At 44.4% G+C, this 18,154-nt stretch carries 16 protein-coding genes; 3 read left to right on the top strand and 13 right to left on the bottom strand.

The annotated features are described in order from the left end of the window. Nucleotides 1-78: 78 nt before the first annotated feature. From DL346_RS02045 to nirB, 7 genes are all read right to left on the bottom strand, one after another. Nucleotides 79-891 (bottom strand): GNAT family N-acetyltransferase, encoded by an 813-nt coding sequence (locus DL346_RS02045; RefSeq protein WP_112880426.1) that lies wholly within the window; start codon nucleotides 889-891, stop codon nucleotides 79-81. A 587-nt stretch (nucleotides 892-1,478) separates the two neighbouring features. Then, nucleotides 1,479-2,150, bottom strand: a complete 672-nt coding sequence (locus tag DL346_RS02035) for a hypothetical protein (protein ID WP_112880424.1) — start codon at nucleotides 2,148-2,150, stop codon at nucleotides 1,479-1,481. 309 nt (nucleotides 2,151-2,459) lie between these two features. Further along, entirely contained in the window at nucleotides 2,460-3,374 is a 915-nt protein-coding gene (locus DL346_RS02030; protein ID WP_112880423.1) for an NAD(P)-dependent alcohol dehydrogenase, read from the bottom strand. A gap of 137 nt (nucleotides 3,375-3,511) precedes the next feature. After that, nucleotides 3,512-4,543 (bottom strand): Delta(10) desaturase DesB, encoded by a 1,032-nt coding sequence (gene desB, locus DL346_RS02025; protein WP_112880422.1) that lies wholly within the window; start codon nucleotides 4,541-4,543, stop codon nucleotides 3,512-3,514. A gap of 34 nt (nucleotides 4,544-4,577) precedes the next feature. Continuing rightward, nucleotides 4,578-5,072 carry a YiiX/YebB-like N1pC/P60 family cysteine hydrolase gene (locus DL346_RS02020; protein ID WP_112880421.1) on the bottom strand — a complete coding sequence of 165 codons (495 nt, stop codon included), beginning with the start codon at nucleotides 5,070-5,072 and terminating at the stop codon, nucleotides 4,578-4,580. 198 nt (nucleotides 5,073-5,270) lie between these two features. Further along, the gene (nasC, locus tag DL346_RS02015) at nucleotides 5,271-7,367 is read right to left on the bottom strand and encodes an assimilatory nitrate reductase catalytic subunit NasC (RefSeq protein ID WP_112880420.1); all 2,097 of its coding nucleotides are present in this window, start codon (nucleotides 7,365-7,367) and stop codon (nucleotides 5,271-5,273) included. Between the two features lie 4 nt (nucleotides 7,368-7,371). Further along, the gene (nirB, locus tag DL346_RS02010; RefSeq protein WP_112880419.1) at nucleotides 7,372-9,750 is read right to left on the bottom strand and encodes a nitrite reductase large subunit NirB; all 2,379 of its coding nucleotides are present in this window, start codon (nucleotides 9,748-9,750) and stop codon (nucleotides 7,372-7,374) included. Nucleotides 9,751-10,134: 384 nt separating this feature from the next. Between nirB and DL346_RS02005 the strand changes: the two genes are divergently transcribed. Then, a complete protein-coding gene (locus DL346_RS02005) occupies nucleotides 10,135-10,596 on the top strand; it encodes a GNAT family N-acetyltransferase (RefSeq protein ID WP_112880418.1) in 462 nt (153 codons plus the stop codon). Nucleotides 10,597-10,689: 93 nt separating this feature from the next. On the opposite strand, the gene DL346_RS02000 is transcribed toward DL346_RS02005, so the two are convergent. The 4 genes from DL346_RS02000 to DL346_RS01985 all read right to left on the bottom strand — a co-directional run bounded on the left by DL346_RS02000 (nucleotide 10,690) and on the right by DL346_RS01985 (nucleotide 15,079). Then, complete coding sequence (locus tag DL346_RS02000) at nucleotides 10,690-12,078, bottom strand: ATP-binding protein (RefSeq protein WP_112880417.1); 1,389 nt, start codon at nucleotides 12,076-12,078, stop codon at nucleotides 10,690-10,692. Nucleotides 12,079-12,083: 5 nt separating this feature from the next. Beyond that, nucleotides 12,084-12,758 carry a response regulator transcription factor gene (locus DL346_RS01995; RefSeq protein WP_112880416.1) on the bottom strand — a complete coding sequence of 225 codons (675 nt, stop codon included), beginning with the start codon at nucleotides 12,756-12,758 and terminating at the stop codon, nucleotides 12,084-12,086. A 175-nt stretch (nucleotides 12,759-12,933) separates the two neighbouring features. Beyond that, entirely contained in the window at nucleotides 12,934-13,557 is a 624-nt protein-coding gene (locus tag DL346_RS01990; RefSeq protein WP_112880415.1) for an iron transporter, read from the bottom strand. After that, entirely contained in the window at nucleotides 13,547-15,079 is a 1,533-nt protein-coding gene (locus DL346_RS01985) for an FTR1 family iron permease (protein WP_112880414.1), read from the bottom strand. Before DL346_RS01985 ends, DL346_RS01990 begins: the two co-directional genes overlap by 11 nt. A gap of 251 nt (nucleotides 15,080-15,330) precedes the next feature. Between DL346_RS01985 and DL346_RS01980 the strand changes: the two genes are divergently transcribed. Both DL346_RS01980 and DL346_RS01975 read left to right on the top strand, forming a co-directional pair. Continuing rightward, complete coding sequence (locus DL346_RS01980; protein ID WP_240632993.1) at nucleotides 15,331-15,933, top strand: hypothetical protein; 603 nt, start codon at nucleotides 15,331-15,333, stop codon at nucleotides 15,931-15,933. Between the two features lie 58 nt (nucleotides 15,934-15,991). Continuing rightward, nucleotides 15,992-16,783: a sugar phosphate isomerase/epimerase family protein gene (locus DL346_RS01975; protein WP_112880413.1), complete on the top strand. Its 792-nt coding sequence runs from the start codon at nucleotides 15,992-15,994 to the stop codon at nucleotides 16,781-16,783. 8 nt (nucleotides 16,784-16,791) lie between these two features. Here the strand turns inward: DL346_RS01975 and DL346_RS01970 are convergent, their stop codons facing one another. Together DL346_RS01970 and DL346_RS01965 are read right to left on the bottom strand one after the other, a co-directional pair. After that, nucleotides 16,792-17,895 (bottom strand): GerAB/ArcD/ProY family transporter, encoded by a 1,104-nt coding sequence (locus DL346_RS01970; RefSeq protein ID WP_112880412.1) that lies wholly within the window; start codon nucleotides 17,893-17,895, stop codon nucleotides 16,792-16,794. 18 nt (nucleotides 17,896-17,913) lie between these two features. Continuing rightward, nucleotides 17,914-18,153: a hypothetical protein gene (locus tag DL346_RS01965; protein ID WP_112880411.1), complete on the bottom strand. Its 240-nt coding sequence runs from the start codon at nucleotides 18,151-18,153 to the stop codon at nucleotides 17,914-17,916. Nucleotide 18,154 lies beyond the last annotated feature (1 nt).

The following is an 18,154-nucleotide window of genomic DNA, read 5'->3' as shown; positions in this document are numbered from 1 at the left end:
GTTGATTTTGGACCATAGAAAAACCGCTCTCTTTCTGAGAGCGGTTTTCACATACTGGAAATTGAAAATAGCAAGTATTCATGCCAAGATTTGACGTTTCCATACAGACTTAGTGAAAGCAATCCTAAATCCTGACCTCTGCAAGTTTCGAAATGAAGTTGTACCATACTCACATTGTGCAACGATTAAATCACACCCTTTGGTCTTGGCGTCCTTTAACCGCCTATCTAGCATGGCTTGTTGCAGACCGTTTCCCCTGTATTCCGGAATTGTTCCTGCCATTGCCAGACAAGCTACCCCATCATTTGCAATGTACATCATTGAAAATCCTGCAGGCTTATCTCCAATGAATCCAAGATATAACGACCAACTAGGGTCTTGTTGCAGATAAGAGAAGGATTCTCCATTTTCTGCAATAGTGGGTGGCAACTCTAACGACTTACAAAAGGTTTCACTAAATAATTGAACTTCGACGTCTCGTACTTCCAGGATTTTAACAGAAGACATCTCCGTTTCAAGTAAGGTTGGCGTAGTTGTATATAAGGCTGTATGAAACCCTTCCTGAAAAAATCCCTTTTGGTTGAGCTTTAATGTCATTTCTTCAGAGATACTTGTCGGGATGAGATCAATTTTGAAATCAGGATTTCGGGAATCGAAAAACTCGACAATTTGATCCAGAAAGGGCAAGTCGGACGGCTCAAAACACCACAATTTATTGAAATCATTCGGAAGCCCTCTGGCTGATAAAGCTGTAGATTGTCCATATTTTTTTATCTCGACTTGATACGGGTTGCCACAACGGCTGCGGATTGCATTCATACGTCCGAGCATCACTTCAAAATCGGAAAACTCAATGCGTTTAACCAAATCATTTGTCAAAATTAGCTCCATATTGTCACACCTCTAAGTAGAGTCGAGTAATACAAAGAGTTAAATCACCCTGACCCGTTAGCTTAATGCATCATAAAGGACAAAATAAGAGAAATAACAAAACCCTGAGATATTGCAATCCACATATCGTTTTTCCAGTAGGTCTTTGTGTAGAAGCTGAATAATCTAAAAATAAGAAACGCACAGATCGATATCAGAATCCAATTGATTACCATTGAGTTCATCCTTTCGGATGTTCTTGTACCCGGTTACTCAATCTTATTCCTTCATAGGCTGAGTTATTTTTTGAATGGAACCAGTCCGATTATTGATAATGAGCCACGTTATTTCATTTGCCGATTCTAAAGGAGATAAGTAAACAACCCAAGCTTCCCGTTCACGACTAATCGATCCAACTTTCCATTTAAACGACTCGCTAGCTATATACCGTTCAGCGATTTGTCTTGCTTCCTTTTTTGAAACGGTGAAGTAGTCATATATGAACAGGACAGCTAGGATCATTACGATGGTCAGCAAACTAATACGAAAGATCTTCTTCAATAAATTCACCTCTAAATTAGCACGATGTTATTCTAAGCTGCGTGAATCTACAATTCATAAGATAATTTTACGTGTTTATAATAGGTTTCATGATCAACCGTGCGATCAAAATACTGTCTGTCATGATCGGATACATAAGCAACAAAATCTTCTGATTTGTTAAGCATATTGAATGGCTTCAACGTATTAATGACACGTTCTGCGATAGAAACCAATTCCCCTTCGAACACCTCATTTTTTATTGCTACGTCTTGATTAAACCGTGGTTTCCCTTGTCCATCATAGATTCGAAGATATAGCTCCATATAACTGTTTAAGGGTTCGGGTAATTCTTCATGGATCTTGTATTTAAAGCTCCCAATGCCGTGATACTTTTGCCATTCTCGTCGCCATTCTTTTCTCTTGGGGTCCTGTTGCCATCGTTCGAGATAGGAATTCCATGCTTCTTTGGTATTTATGTAAATCATGATGTCGCCATAGTTTGGATCAACATAAAGGACGTAGGCATAGACTTGATTATTACTTGTCGTCTTGGAAAACTGGTCAAGTTTTGCCTGACAGTAATTAAGTATCAAATGGTATAAAACATTACTATCAATGACCCTACAGGACGACGGAGCTGCATCTTCTTTGTACTGAAATGAGCCGTCACTCTTATAGATGATGTAACCTCTAGAATTAACAGAGATAGTTTGAAAGTCATCGAAGAAATTACTCATTACAGATCCCCTTTTTCGCTTACTCTTCAAATTAGCCTCTCTTCAAATATTCGCGAAGTGATTAAGCTATCCTGCCCGCGATACGTGTTGACGTAATCCGTGAACGAACCGCCCAATTTTTCCTATTAGCTGCTGCGTTAAACTGTCCGTGGAATTGGATCATGCACTTGTCATCGCCAAATGACAGGAACTTGATCTAATAACAAAAAAGCCCGCGTTTTCCGCGGACTTAATTCGGACATTGTTCCTGTCAACCGACACCACGTTCATACTTTACCGGAATGCGAATCACACCTTGGCTATTTTTAGCTAATTTGTAATGTTAATAACAACATTTCCCTTCTTGCGCCCTTTCTCCACATATCTATGAGCCTCGGGAACTTGTTCTAATGGGTAGTGTCTATCTATGACGGACTTGATTGCCCCCATTTCAACTAGCTCTCTGAGGAAAAGTAAATCTTCACTGCGAACCTTTGCAATTCCCTGCCCATCCACGGTCACAAACTTACCGTTAGGAGTTAAAGCTCCTTTGCATTTCGCTTTTGAGATCTTTCCAACTGCATCGAAGATGATATCATATTGTTCACTTCCATCCGCAAAATCATCTTTCGTGTAATCGATCAATCGGTCGGCTCCTAAAGAATTCACCAGTTCCATATTTTGCGTACTGCAAACACCTGTAACTGCCGCACCAAAGTGCTTGGCAAGCTGAACCGCAGATGAGCCGACCGAACCTGAAGCCCCATAAATAAGTACTTTTTGTCCTTGTTGGATACTCCCTTTTCTAAGGAAATACAATGCCGAGGTTCCTCCAAAAGGAATTGCAACGGCTTCTTCGTATGTCATGTTCTTCGGTTTTAAGACCAAAACGCTGTTCTCCGATAGACAGGTGTACTCGGCATAACCACCAAATTTCATACCTGTTAATGCAAAAACTTGATCACCCTTTTTGAAGCGTTTTACGTCTTTGCCTATTTCTTCAATAACTCCGCACAGCTCTACCCCAAGTATTGGTTGTCTTGGCTTTCTAAAGCCCAAGACAATCTTCATGGGCAGCCAAAACAGTAAAGGACTATTAAAGGTACGAACCCTAATATCGCCAGCCGAGACAGTTGTCGCATGAATTTTTATTAGCACTTCGTTATTCTTCGGACTTGGTTTACTAACCTCCGCAAGTTGAAGCACATCCGGTAATCCGTAACTTGTGCATACAATAGCCTTCATGAGCCACCTCCAATTATTTACAACCCTTTTCTCAGTACGAAGCCAAATGTAATAAGTTTCAACGGCCAACAGCCTGTTATGCCTTCCAGTCCCCCAAAAAAACTTAGACCTCCCGAAATGGGAGGGCCTCCACGGTTCTATTCAGAACTTTCCTCTTCTTTTTCAAGAATTATTTTTCGATATCGGATATAAGCCGGATCTAAGCCATTTCCCAAAGAGCCGTAGACATGATTTTCTCTAGGGTCGATCAACTCATTGTACTTATAGTAGATTCTAGGGGTTTCCCAAAGGGCCTTTAACGCTTGACCCATTGGCATCTCATGGTATTGATCTGGCCACATCGTTTTAATATGTTGTTTCACAAGCGGGTAGTACTTTGAACTAATACCGGGGAATATATGATGCTCCGTATGATAGGAGAAGTTAAAATGAAGAACATCCACCCACTTCGGGACGGTTACGGTAAGGCTGTTAGCCAATGGATCATTAACGGGAACATACGGGTTTAAAAAATGGTTTGTTGAGATATAAGCCATCAATATAAAGTTGCCAATGAATAGGGGAAGCAAAAATGCAAAAAACCATTTTTCAAATCCCATTAAGAATAGCAAGGTAATCCATGTTGCCCAAGGAACAATGAACTGTAACCAAACCCTTAGTTGACTCGCACGATTAAATTGCTTCATAAAACGAACGAACATCCGGCTGGAGTGGACGTTGAACCCAATCATCAGATAACTAAAACTAATACATGACCGGACAATCGATGGAAGCAGGTAAGCTTTTCTCAAGAAGCGGCTTTTATCGAGTTTTTCCAATGTAGGTAATGAATCAGGATCTTGCTCGTTCTTTTGAGTATGAACGTGATGGGTTGCATTATGCCACTTTCGCCAGAGCTTCGGTCCTATGATGAAAGGAAAGAAAGCGATCGCACCAAGCCATTCTTGAAGCCAAGGTTGTCTTACGACTGTCTGATGTAAAATCTCGTGTCCCAGGATTCCCATTCCCGCAAAACCCGCTCCTAGTAGAAGAGCAATGATCAAACAGATCCATAGATACAAATCATATAATCCAATCATGAGGCGAGCAGGGACCGGTTTAAACGCCTCTTCCGGTAAACGGGGGGAGATTCGTGCCGCATACCAACCAATTGGATGAAGTTCCTTCATTAAAACTCCCCTCCATTGCAATACTTGATGGTCGTTATGACGATTCCACTTTTTCAAAATCATATTTCGTTAATAATTCCTCTAGCGTAATATTACCAATATCCTTTGTATCTTTCCGTTTGATCCCTGCATGAAAATAACAAATGTCCATTAACGACGTGCAGATCCATTTTTTGTTTAGATTCAATGCCCGGTTTTTGTTGAAAACGACATGAGAAAATAGATTAATAAATTGCCAGTAATCATACTGCATCCCAATCTTCTGCTTGGCATACGCAACCGCTAGTTTCAATCTTTGGGACTGGCCACCTCCTATCCGATAGCAACCATATTCTTGATTTTGCAAGGAGTAGCGCCTTGTGCGTATTTTATAAAAAGGTTTAGCTTCTACCATATGTACAATATCCCCATCTGCGTCTTCAATGACCATGCCTACATGGGAATATTTACTCTTCCCGAAAGAAGCAACCGTTTTTGAAAACAAGGAATGATTTAAAATAAAAATAGCATCGCCTTGCCGAAACCGCATCACTCATCCCCCTTTAATTGTGATTAATGATGCTACACAATAAGAGATGCCTCACCATCCATATTTAGAACGTTCAAATAGTCTTAAAAATCGATATCATGATTTACATTGACTTTATAATTAGTAAAAACATACCATTGTCTTACTGGGCCTATAGCAACAAAAAAACCGCCCCCTCTGACAGAGAGAGCAGCTTGCTTAAACTTCGGAAACTAATGGACTCACCTTCAACGCACACACTTTAAAACCTGGCATTCGGCAGGTCGGATCGAGTTCATCAAGGGTGAGTTTATTTACATTCTGGCTATCGCCCCAGTGCATCGGCACGAATACGGTATCTTCCCGAATATCGCTGCTAAACCTGCTGCGTACATAGATGATGCCTCGTCTGGACTCCAGCTTCACTAGCGTCGCATCCTCAATACGATACTTCTTCGCTGTTTTCGGGTGGATCTCCATAAAGGATTCAACATCGCGCGCTACCAAAGAATGGCTTTTTCTTGTCTGCACGCCAGTCAGGTAGTGAGTAAGCACTCGGCCTGTCGTTAGATACAACGGAAATTCGTCGCTAACCCGTTCCTTTGGCAAATGGTTCTCCACTGTTGTCAGCAACGCTCTCCCTCCCGGCATCGGAAATGCGGATGCAAATAATCGCTTCTCACCCGGATGATCGAGTTCCGGACAAGGCCAGTAGACACCTTCTTCCTCACGCAAACGTTCATAAGTAATGCCGTAGTAATCGGCTGTCCCTCCGCGACTTGCCAATCGCAGCTCATTGAAAATGTCTTCAACTTCTGTAAAGTTGAAAAAAGAGCCTCTACTTAGTTTTTCAGCCAATTCACATAGGATCTGCCAATCATGCTTGGCTTCACCCGGCGCAGGCATGCCCGCTTCTCTCAACAACACGCGTCCTTCAAGGTTGGTAAGCGTTCCTCCATTTTCTAAATAAGCGGTTACCGGCAAAATCAAATCTGCTAATTGTGCTGTCTCAGACATAAGAAAGTCCGCAACGACAAGAAAATCGAGCTTCTTCAGACCCTCTTTAACGAAGTTAGCGTTCGGATTGGATACAAGCGGATTGGAGCCCATTACGAACAGGGCGCGAATTTCCTGCTCATGTATGTTCTGCATAATCTCATAGGCGGAGACGCCTTTCCCCGGAAGCTCACTGGGATCTATCCCCCACACGCCGGCCACATAAGCACGGTCCTCCGGATTTTCAATAAGACGGTAGCCCGGCAGCTGATCCGCCTTTTGCCCATGCTCTCTTCCTCCCTGACCGTTTCCCTGTCCGGTGATCGCGCCGTATCCGCAGCCCTGTTTGCCGATTTTTCCTGTCAGCAGCACGAGGTTTAGGAAATTACGAACCGCCATATGTCCATCGGTCTGCTGCTCAACGCCTCTAGCCGTGAAAACCATGCCCGTGGCCGCTTTGCCGTAAGCCAGTGCGGCCTGACGAATTTTTTCAGCAGGAACACCCGATAATTCAGCAATCTCTGCCAGATCGAATTCTTCCAGATGCGTTCTCAGCTCGTCAAAGCCAACCGTAAGCCGGTTCACAAAGGTTTGATCGATTAACCCTTCTTCAACAAGTACCTTCAGCATGCCGTTAGCCAAAGTCGCATCCATTCCGGGCTTCACCCGTAAATGCAGATCCGCGATGCGCGTCGTGCCTGTCTCCCTAGGGTCAATGGCGATGATAGAGGCTCCCTTCTCTTTCGCTCTAGTAAAATAAGGCATAAGCGTCGGTTGGCACTCTGCTATATTCGTACCTGCCAGTATGATGCACTCGGCGTATTCGATATCAGCCAGTTGGTTCGTCAAGCCACGGTCGATGCCAAATACTTTGACGCCCGCAGAAGCGGCTGCCGACATGCAGAATCTCCCGTTGTAATCGATATATTTGGTCTTCAGCGCCACGCGCGCGAATTTCCCTAAGAGATAGGCGGATTCATTCGTAAGAGATCCGCCTCCGTATAGACCGATCGTGTCCTTGCCATACGAATCCCGAAGCTTGTTAAATTTGCTCGTAATGCAAGCATACGCTTCTTCCCATGAAATGCGGACAAATTGCCCCTCTTTCTTCATCAAAGGGTAACGTATACGTTCACCGGTCAGTACATGTTGGTAGGCATTCATGCCTTTCATACAAAGACGGCCTTCAGAGGCAAGATTGGGCTTCGGAACAACGGTATATACCGGACGCGCATCGGCGGAGCTCTTCTCTTCGATCACTTGCATTTTACACTGCACGCTGCAGAACGGGCATTGGGTATCTATCACTTTTAAACTCATAGGCTCACCTTATTAAAGCAGCCACCGGCTGCGTAATGATATGATTCGGCTCTGAAGCTGTCGTAACAAGATTGAATCTAGCGATCAACTCTGAGCGAATAACGAGATTGAACAGCCCTTCCCGAAGTTGGGTAATACCGATCCGCTCCACCCACCGGGCAGTCGTTTCGCCGTAATGAGCTTCTTCCCGATACCACTGCAGAAAAGCCGCAGATAACTCGAGTACCGTCTCCTCCGATGGCTCCATGCACAACAGCTCGCCTTGACGAAGCTTGGTCCCGCCGCTCCCCCCAACATAGATCTCCCAGCCTCCAGGAGCTCCGGCAATGCCAAGATCCTTAGCAAGCGTACCCGCACGGTGCAAGGGACTAGCCGAAACCGCAATGCTAACTTGACACGGCAGCTGCAAATGCTCGAGGCTTCTCTCAAGAAGGATGCCCAATCGAACGGAATCCTGCATAGCGCTGCCGTCATAACCAATACCTGTACAGGTGGCAACGGATGCTACGGTTTTGCCATAGCTGATCGACAACGCAGCGGGCTGCCCAAGCGACGCACGGGCTGAATCCGCTTGGCTTGCTTCAATGCCAAGCAGCTCTATATGTGTCCCGTTGCTCAATTTCACTAATGGAATGCCATATTGATCAATTACATCCGCGATTTGCCTTAACTGTTCAGAGCTTGTAACACCGCCATACATGCGAGGCGCGATAGTAACCATGTTATCAGCGTGCAGGCTTATAGCAGCTGGAGACTCCTCTTCCAATTTAGCGCGAGTGTCCTCACTGCCTTCCAGCGCTAAACCGACATAGTAGCGCAAGGCCGAACGACACACATCGCATCCATTCTCCTTACTCCAGCGCAAATCTTTCATAACTTCATATGCAGTCCTATATCTTGTCCGGCGCACCGCTTGGCGTAGTTCATCATGGCTGAATGCGGTACATCCGCACACGGTCTCCTTCTGCACGGAAGCCGAATCTTTGCTCTGGAGCGCTAGCTGCAGCATCGCGGATACGAGCGGCTTGCAGCCGCCGCATGTGCCCGAAGCGCGCGTACATGCGCGAACGTCTTCGACCGATTCGCAGCCGTTGTCGCGAACCGCATCCATTATCGCTCCTTTAGTTACGCCATTACAGGAGCACACGGTTGCAGTAAGCGATATAGAAGCGGCATAGGCTTCATCCACACCGCCGCTCACAGCCGGTTTATCCAGTTCGGATACATCCGCCTGCTGCTTAATATAGCCGAGCAGCTTATTGCCTTCGCTGCTGTCGCCGAAAAGCACCGCTCCTACGATTTTATTGTCGCGAATGGCGATTTTCTTATAAGTATTTCGTACGCCATCAATCACTTTATGAGAGGCCGTGATTTCGGAATCGCGGATCTCCCCAGCGGAAAACACCTCTACGCCCGACACCTTCAATTGGGAATAGAGAATCGAACCTTCGTAGCCCTCCGTCTCGATCGCGCAGATTTTCTTAGCCAGCACTTTACCCTGCTCATATAATGGCGCTACAAGACCGTACACCATATTGCGATGCTCCGCACATTCCCCGACCGCGAATACGCCGGGCACATTCGTTTCCATAAAATCATTAACGACGATCGCACGATTGGTCTCGATACCGCTATCCGCCGCCAGCTTGATGTTCGGGCGAACGCCGACCGCGATGACGACTAAATCGGCTTCCAATTTGCTTCCGTCCTTGAATTGAAGCCCTTCCGCCCGTTTTTTACCGATGATTTTTTCCGTTTGTTTTCCCATATGGAAACGCATGCCTTGCATCTCCAGCTCTTTGCGCAGCATGCCTGCTGATGTCGGGGTAAGCTGGCGGTTCATCAAATAATTGAAAATATGAACGACATGAACCTCCATACCGAGGTTGAGCAAGCCGCGGGCCGCCTCTAATCCAAGCAGTCCGCCGCCGATCACGACCGCTCTTTTGTACAATTTTGAAGCTTCCAGCATACGGTTGCAGTCATTAATATCGCGAAAAGCCGTTACGCCCTGCTTGTCAGCGCCAGGAAGAGGAAGCATGAACGGCAGCGAGCCGGTAGCGATAATCAGCTGATCGTATTCAACCGAACGCCCTTTTTCGCTGAGCACTCTTCGCTTGACTGTATCAATCCTGGTCACCGGATCGCCCGTATAAAGCGTGATCCCATTATCCTGGTACCACTGCCAATCATTGATGGTAATGTCACTTATGGCCGTGTCGCCTTGCAGCACCTTGGAGAGCATAATACGGTTATAATTCGGATGAGGTTCTTTGCCAAAAATCGTAATCTCGAATCGATCCGGCGCCAGCGCCAAAATTTCTTCCACACAGCGCACTCCCGCCATTCCATTACCTATTAAAACAAGCTTTTGTTTCCCCATGCTTAATTACCCCGCAATCCAGCTGAAGATAGGATCCATCGTAGAAAACCTTACACAAATTAACGCATTACTACAGATCTGTATTCGATCTATACAATAATATTGAATTAATGTCATGTTTTCTTACGCAAATTATCTCTTTCTACTGTACTTTATATTATCTTATATTTCAATAAGAACTGTAAAATATGTGTAATATAGATTTCATTCAATCTCTAATAGACGAATAATAAAGCGAATTTTGATTAAATCGTACGTGTACAACGCGCATCCCACTCATAAACCAATTATATAAATTTCTATAATCAAATATAAGAAAGGCTTATTTGTCACGAGTTTAATGTTAGATTATATTACATACATGACGCAAAGGAGGTAGTACCTATGATTACAATTCGGCCTTACTCTACACTGGATACGGATGATCTTTGGCGAATTCATTTATTAGTCATCTCGGAAGCAAATGTCGAGCCTACCCATCAGCATTATCACGACATCCTTCATATTCCTGAGCAGTACTTGGCGACCGGCGGGGAATTTCTTGTCGGCACCGGTAAAGACGGCGTCGTTTTGGCCATGGGCGGGTTGAAAATTCTTGAAGAAGGAAAAGCAGAAATCAAACGTCTCCGTGTACATCCGAGTTTCCAGAAAAAAGGCTATGGCCAACAAATTCTATCGAATTTGGAGCAGAAAGCAAGACAGCTTGGGATTCGCAGTCTCTACCTGGATACCCTCGAGAATCAACTCGGCGCACAGAAGCTATTTGAGAATAACGGGTATCAGCAGAAGGAGCCTGCTATAATTGACGGTTTCAATGTCTTGATCTTCGAGAAACTACTTGCATAATCGTCTGTACTCAAATAAAGAGGTTGATCCGTCAGGTTATGCAGCTAACGGATCAACCTCTATTTATGTCTTCATGTCTACGGCTCGAAGGTCTTATAATGATACAGTCACGGTAGTCCCTTGCTCTGGCTTGCTATGAACTTCAATAGTTCCTTTGTGAACCTCTGCAATCCATTTACACAATGATAGACCCAACCCTGTTCCGCCTTGGCTTCTTGTTCTGGAATCATCCACCCGATAGAAACGCTCAAATATAAAGGGCACATGCTGTTCGGGAATCCCAATCCCGTTATCCATCACTTGGATTTGGGCGAATTCCCCTTTGTTCTTCGCGTGAATAACCACTGTTCCACCCTCAGGGGTGTACTTGATGGCATTTTCAATCAGATTAACAAACAAGCTTCGCAGCAGATCTTCATCACCATGGAGGATTAAGGATTCGGCGGTCCGCACATGCAGCTCCATTCGTTTGTTCTCGATCATAGGCAGAAAACGATTCCGGAGATAGTCGAACATTGCGTTTCCGTCAATTGCTTTTAGCGTGATCTGTTTAGCATTCGAGGTTTCTGTAGACATGGATAAAAATTTCTCGACCATGTCGGACAGATAGATAACCTCTTCCAAAACGGAGAGGAGCACCTGCCTGTACTCTTCTGCTGTTCTGTCTTTGCTTAATGCTACATCCACTTCACCGCGCATAATCGTTAATGAAGTGCGGAGCTCATGGGAAACGTCGGAAGTGAACTGCTGAATGCGGGCAAAGGAGACTTCTAATCGGTCAATCATCCCGTTCATCGTTTTGGCCAACATCTGCAATTCGTCTTCCGGTCCTTCAATGGGCAGTCTCTCATGCAAACTCGTGGCTGTCATTTGATTCGCTGCGGTAATGATGGTCTGAATCGGCTGCAAGGTTTTTCTTGAGACAAGCCATCCCATCACGATTGCAATGCCTAAGAATCCGATGACGCAGAAGATGGTCATGTTTCGCAGCTGCTCAATGGCAAAATGCTTGATCCTGTCGTTAGCAGCCACCGTAATTCGATAGGTTGTTTTTTGATGGGTGATCAGCGGGAGGGACATGGCGCGAAGCGGAATGCCGTTCAATTCGGGATCCCATCTGATAATACGGTTTTCCGTCTTCTCCAACGTTTCCGAAACGCTAATGCGCTCTCCATGCAGATTCTGCGAGGCTGCAATAACGTTCCCCTGGCCGTCTTCGACTTGCCAGTACATCTCTTCTTTCTCAATCCCGCTCGAAACAGGCAATCCATTCATATAGTTCTCGATTTCAGAAGACGGACGCCCGCGCTCAATGCAATAGGCAATCATGTCCCCTTTTCGAGCAAGCATCGAATCCACTTCATCGGTTAGCGAATCGGAAAATATCATATATAGCAAACCGCTAAAGAGAGATAAAATGAACATGAAGATGATCGAATGCCAGATTGCGATCTTCCAGCCGATACTTTTAAAAAAACGCATGCTAGTCATTCTTCTCCTCTAAGTACATAACCTACGCTGTAAACGGTATGGATCATCTTCAAATCGAAGTCTTTGTCGATTTTATTCCGCAGATGGTTAATATAAACATCCACAACATTCGTCCCCGTATTGTATGCATCCATCCAAACATGTTCAAGAATTAAGGTTCGGGACAGGATCCTGCCTGCATTTCTCATCATAAATTCCAAAATCGCATATTCCTTGTTGGAAATGCCAATAGGGCGCCCGCCCCGCATCACTTCTCTCGTGGAAGGATTCAACGTCAAGTCCGATACTTGTAGAAGAGGGGCTGCACTCTCCGTCTTTCGTCGTAACAAACACCTCATTCGGGCTAGCAACTCCGAGAAAGCAAACGGTTTTGTCATAAAATCGTCCGCTCCCGTATCGAGCCCCTCTACTTTATCGCCAACGGAATTTTTGGCACTGAGTACCAGAATCGGTGTGTTCGTTCCGTTCGACCTCAATTCCCGAATCAGCCGAAGCCCGTTTTTCTTCGGTATCATAATGTCAACGATGATCAAATCATACTCTTCCATATAAACAAGCTCAGAAGCCATCTCACCGTCGCTTGCCACATCGACAACATAGTGATGCTCTTTCAACCCTTGTGAAATAAAGCGGGCAACCTTCGTCTCATCCTCAACCAATAGCACACGCATTGCATTTCCCTCTCAAACTCACTCATTTAGAATGATAATCATTATCATTCTAACCACTATAACGCAAGCCAGCACCATTTCCAAGAGGAATATCGACCCTATCCTCCGTGAAATATTGACTATTTACGAATTCATTTAGCAGAAAGCCACCCCTTAGGGGTGGCCCGCATGTCGATTATTGTCTCTTAAAGTCAGCTGAATACTTAAACTCTTGTTTCGTCCACCATTCTTCCACATCATGATATGCAAAGTTGTCCGTATCCAGCTCCACCCAGAAAGTAAAATCATAGGTGCCTTCACTTGGCATTTTGACATTTAACCCGTAGTGAGGACCATCACCGGCTGTCATCGGATAAAGCTGCCCTGATAGCTTATCTCCCGTTTGTTGATTTACGGCTTCGTAGGTGACTTTCATGCCCGGGATCCAGTCTCCAGGCGCAAACCCCCATTTATTATCTTCAATGGCATGAAAGTCACCTTCAAGGTGAATATCCGCCTCTTTGTCTCCTGGCATGCCATGATAAGCTGCCGGGTGAACATCCTTTGCAACCGGTATATAAACAAAAGCGAATTCAGTGCCAAACTTGTTTTCCTTCCCGATTGCTACATCTGCTGGACCTGCCGCTGCGTCAACGACTTCTGCGCTGGCGTTATTAGCTGGCATATTACCTGCTGCCGCTTCAGTTGATTCAGGATGCGAGGAATTCGAATTCGCTCCTTCTTTGGAACCGCATCCGGCAAGCAACAAGATAACTAGAGACAACAAGAGTACGACCACGAACTGTTTTTTATGCAACATGTTTACGCTCTCCTTGAAATTTATTTCTTACATGAATAATGAAACCTAGCAATAGAAACATCAGTAATCCGCTCTGTGCTGCGATCACCTCTACCGTTGGATAGATGCCTAACACATTCATTTCGGGCATGCCATGAATCTCCGTTGAGCGAAGGGAACCGGCAAACTGCAACTCGCGAATGCCATACCCCAAGAATCGGAAGGCCAGCACGGTTAATAAGATGCTTGTCGCTAGAAAGTAAGGCTTCAACGGGATTTTTACCGCATAACGGTTGAAGGCATAGTAAACAATCCCGAGAAATAACAAGCCTCCAGCTAAACCGCTTGCAACAACCGAATCGGAACCGCTCATCGCGAATAGAGCTTGATAAAAGAGAATCGTCTCAAAGCCTTCCCGATATACGGCCAAGAAAGCGGTCATGCCAAGAGTAAACAAACTGCCCGTTGCAATGGAATGCTTCATTCTGCCTTCTACGAATTGCTTCCATCGTGATGCCTTAGCCTTGCGAGCCAACCAGAAGCTAACCCACATGAGAACCGCTGCAGCTGCGATCATCGTAAATCCTTCCATCGCTTCCCGGCTTGCCCCGCTAACGGAAAGGAAGGTTTGTAATAGAAGAGCTGTGAGCAAACTTGCTGCAATTGCTCCTCCGGCTCCCCAATAAATACTCTTTAACTTGTTTCGATGACCCGCTTTAATGAGGAATGAAGTTAAGGCTCCGATTACCAAAATCGCTTCCAAGCCTTCACGCAACATAATGAGCAGCGAATCGATAAATAATGAAATCGGGTTCGCGGGTGCGGCAAGCAATTTGTTAACGCTCTGGAGATCGCCTTTTAAAGCTTCGATTTCAGTTTGCAGATTAGCTAGGCTAGCCTTTGAACTGATCAGTTCCCTGATGGATGCAAACTTGAGTTCGGATTGAATGAGCAGCTTCTTATCTTGTGCTGCAACCTTCGATTCCAATGGTCCAAACAAGGCGTAAGCGTTCAGAGCTTCTGTCAGTGCCGCTTCGATATCACCTTGCTGATAGGTTACATAAACGCGATCTAACGAAGCGTTTATCTCTTCCATTGTCGCTGCCGCATTTTCTCCCTTGCTTTGAGACAGACCGACAATATTCAGAAGCTCCGCGGATAGTTCGGCCGATAAGTCGGCGATATGTTTCGGCTCGTGCCGATCATTTATTTTTTGCGTGAGATCATCAAGACCTTCTGTCACTTTGATCGTCGCATCCTTGTCGATTTCCGATAACGAGGAACGAATGGATTTCAATTCTGCTTTTGCTCTTCCCACATAAATCTTCGCTTCTTTATATTCACCCCAGTTAAGCACTTCCCCGTTTTTATCAACCCCTAATGAGTATTCGACGGGGATGGTGTTAATAAATCGAGCGGTCTGGACAACCTTCTCTTTCAGCGTATCTTCTTGTTGCGCCCGTACTTGCTGCGAAAAGCATGCAATGAATAGCGTTAACATTAAAAGAGCACTCGCGCAGACACGATTCACCGTTACTGTCATCCAGCATGTCACCTCCTTAATAAGTTAAGTGAGAATAATTATCACTGAACAACAATACCAAGACATTCTAAAATTCGGATTAAAAGAACATTAACAACCATTAATGATTTACTCGAATTCGCCGCAGCTCTAAAACCGGCCATGACTATTAATCCTTTTTAATTATTTATTTAATAGTTTTTAAGGTGATTGCTGTAGAATAACGACGTCATCGTTCAACTGAGAATGATTCTTACTTGGAGGGGTTTATTATGAGAAATAAAGTTGTTAAAAGCCAGTTCCATTCAGCTGATCTGAGAACATGGAGTATATGGGGATGGCGGGCCTTATTTGCTCTCATGCGCGTTCTGTTCGGTGTGGGTTGGTTGTTGGCGGGGGTAACGAAAGTATTAGGGGAAGGCGGTTCTTCAGGTCATTCATGGTTTGCTCAGCCTGGCGTTTTTCTGACGGATTATTTGATAAAAGCATTGGATAAGCCAAATGTTCCGGGATTTTATAAAAGTCTTATTGAGGACGTCGCGTTAAATCAAGTGATGGTTTTAAATTATGCCATACCGGTTGTTCAAATCATTGTCGGCCTCTTTCTCATAGCAGGTTTCATGATCTTCCCTTCCGTTCTGATTTGTCTATTTATGCATATTAATTTCATTCTTTCAGGCAATATCAATGTCATGAGCCTTACTCTTTATACGACTGCATTTGGCATCTTACTAAGCGGAACACGCGTATACGCGTTCAGCTTGGACTGCTATTTAAAAATAGGCAGCTTATTTATCTTTATGAATAGAAAGCCCAACACTGGAACGCTCCATGCATTGCCTGCTATGGCGCAAATGAAGAGCCCGACCTCATAAGGCCGGGCTTTTTGTCATAACTATTAATAAATGTCTATCAAGGGAGAGGGATGCATTGATGAAGTTTCGAAGATTAGGCAATGAACTTTGGGATTTATTCATAATTCCCCCAGGACTGCAACTTTTCACACTTAGAGATGAAGCGAAGAAAGATTTCTTCGGAACGCTAAAGAAAGTAGCGGAAATGGGCTATGTATTGGTGGAATTTTCACAAGACTATGGCGGAGTTGACGCTTATGAGATGAAAAGGATGTTGAATCAACTCGGCTTGAAAACGGTGTCGACATATGTAAATTACAAAGATATGGAAACCGACTTGCTACATCAAATCCAATACGCCTCTACTCTTGGAATGAAGTATATAGTAACTAGCTTCCCTAAGGAAAGATTCGAAGATAAAGAAAAGATTCCCGAATTGATATCTTCATTAAAAAAGATGGCTGCGGAGGCAAAACGCCAAGGAATGCTTCTGTTATATCACCCCCATCAACACGAATATGAAAAACTAGGAGAAGAGTTAATCATTGATCAACTGTTACAAGGTGTCGGCAGCAGTATGATGCAATTAGAGCTTGATCTATATTTTGTAAAGAAAGCAGGGCTGGATCCAAAGGCAACTCTGCAAAAGTATAAGGGAATGTCACCCCTTATCCACATCAAGGATATGGATAAAGAAGGAGATTTCACAGAAATCGGCAGTGGCACTATAGATTGGCCGCCCATTTTTCGCATTCTCAAGGAAACAGGAGTGAACTATTATTTCGTTGAGCAGAATGTAAGCCAGAACCCGCTGCAAAGTGCGAAAATAAGCCTCAACTACCTGAAAAGCATCGGTGTCGTTGAGAATTAGCCCTGGAATTATCCCTGTAGATTACCTTTTTTAAAATAGGCGACCAGAGTCAGCAGCAACATCGGGAAAGCCAGTGATACCCACACCCAAAGCGGCTGGATCATCCCGACACTGATATTTCCCCATTGAGTTATACTGTCATACCCCACAAGCGTAAGTAAAAAGCCAAGCAGCGCAAGCGGCGTCACCACAAGGCGATAATCGTTCAATTTTAAAAGCTGGGTTACAAATAAACTAAATACGTAAAGAGTAATGCTTGCTTTCATAAATGATGCAGAGATCAAAGCAAATCCAATGATGGATTCAATCCTTGTGATAATCTCTTGGAATTCGATATTTCGGGCAATCATATAAAGCGTGTACTTTGTAGTACCGGCTAAAGGGCCGTACGCCATAATCGTACACACCGTAGTTGCGCATAAAACGATAATATTGATCAACAATGAAAGGATCATTGCACGGGTTAATTTACTTCCTTGACCTTGATTCGTAAACTTCAGTAACATTGCAAACAAAAATACCTCGGCATACGGAAAACCAAATGCAGTGTAAGCGCCGTTGAGAATCGGTTTGATTCCATTTGGCATGATCGGCAGCAATGACTCTGGGGAGTATGTCGGAATAGCCATTAACAACACCCAAGCAATAGAAAAAGCTACGGGTATCATAATGAGAATAAACATCCTTGTCATCACTTCTAATCCTGCTCGCACCGCCAATGCGGATACGATCGAAATTAGCAATGAATAGATATACAGTGGAGACTCTCTCTGCATCGAGCTTACCATAAATAAACTGATATCCAAGATAATTCCTGACTCCGTGTGCCATATGAAGGCTAACGCACCTATTGAGAGAATAACGGTAGGCCATGTCCCAATTAATGTTTGGCTATACTCCACGTAAGTCATGTCAGGATATTGTCGCTGCAGAAACAGCATACATGCCAACATGCATAATCCCAGCCCACCCGCAATCAGGATGGAAAGCCATGCGGCATTATCCGACTTGCTAATTAACGGACCCGGGATATTAATGCTGGAGGAACCAGTCATGAATATAAAAAAGAGTATACTCATTTGCCGATAGCTTATCGTTTGCAACCTATTCACTCATCTTTCCCCTTACCATCATTTTGTAAGAATATTTACAATCGCTGTTCCTGGCTCCCTTAAAAAGAATTCGACAAAATCATATAAATCGTAAAAATCCGAAGCCGTGACATAATCAAAACCCATATAAATAGCAATGAGCAAAAGGGCGTAACGTACGCCCCTTTCTTTTTTGCCCATATTGCTTTTTATAAAAATCCAATCATGCAGGATGACTAAACCGTATGCAACGGCAAAGACAATCGATCGTTCTACCACA

Origin of the sequence: Paenibacillus montanisoli, from assembly GCF_003268025.1 — a bacterium.
GTDB classification, from domain to species: domain Bacteria; phylum Bacillota; class Bacilli; order Paenibacillales; family Paenibacillaceae; genus Paenibacillus_Z; species Paenibacillus_Z montanisoli.
Note: the sequence above shows the minus strand (reverse complement) of the source record. Positions and strands in the feature narration are given on the sequence as shown.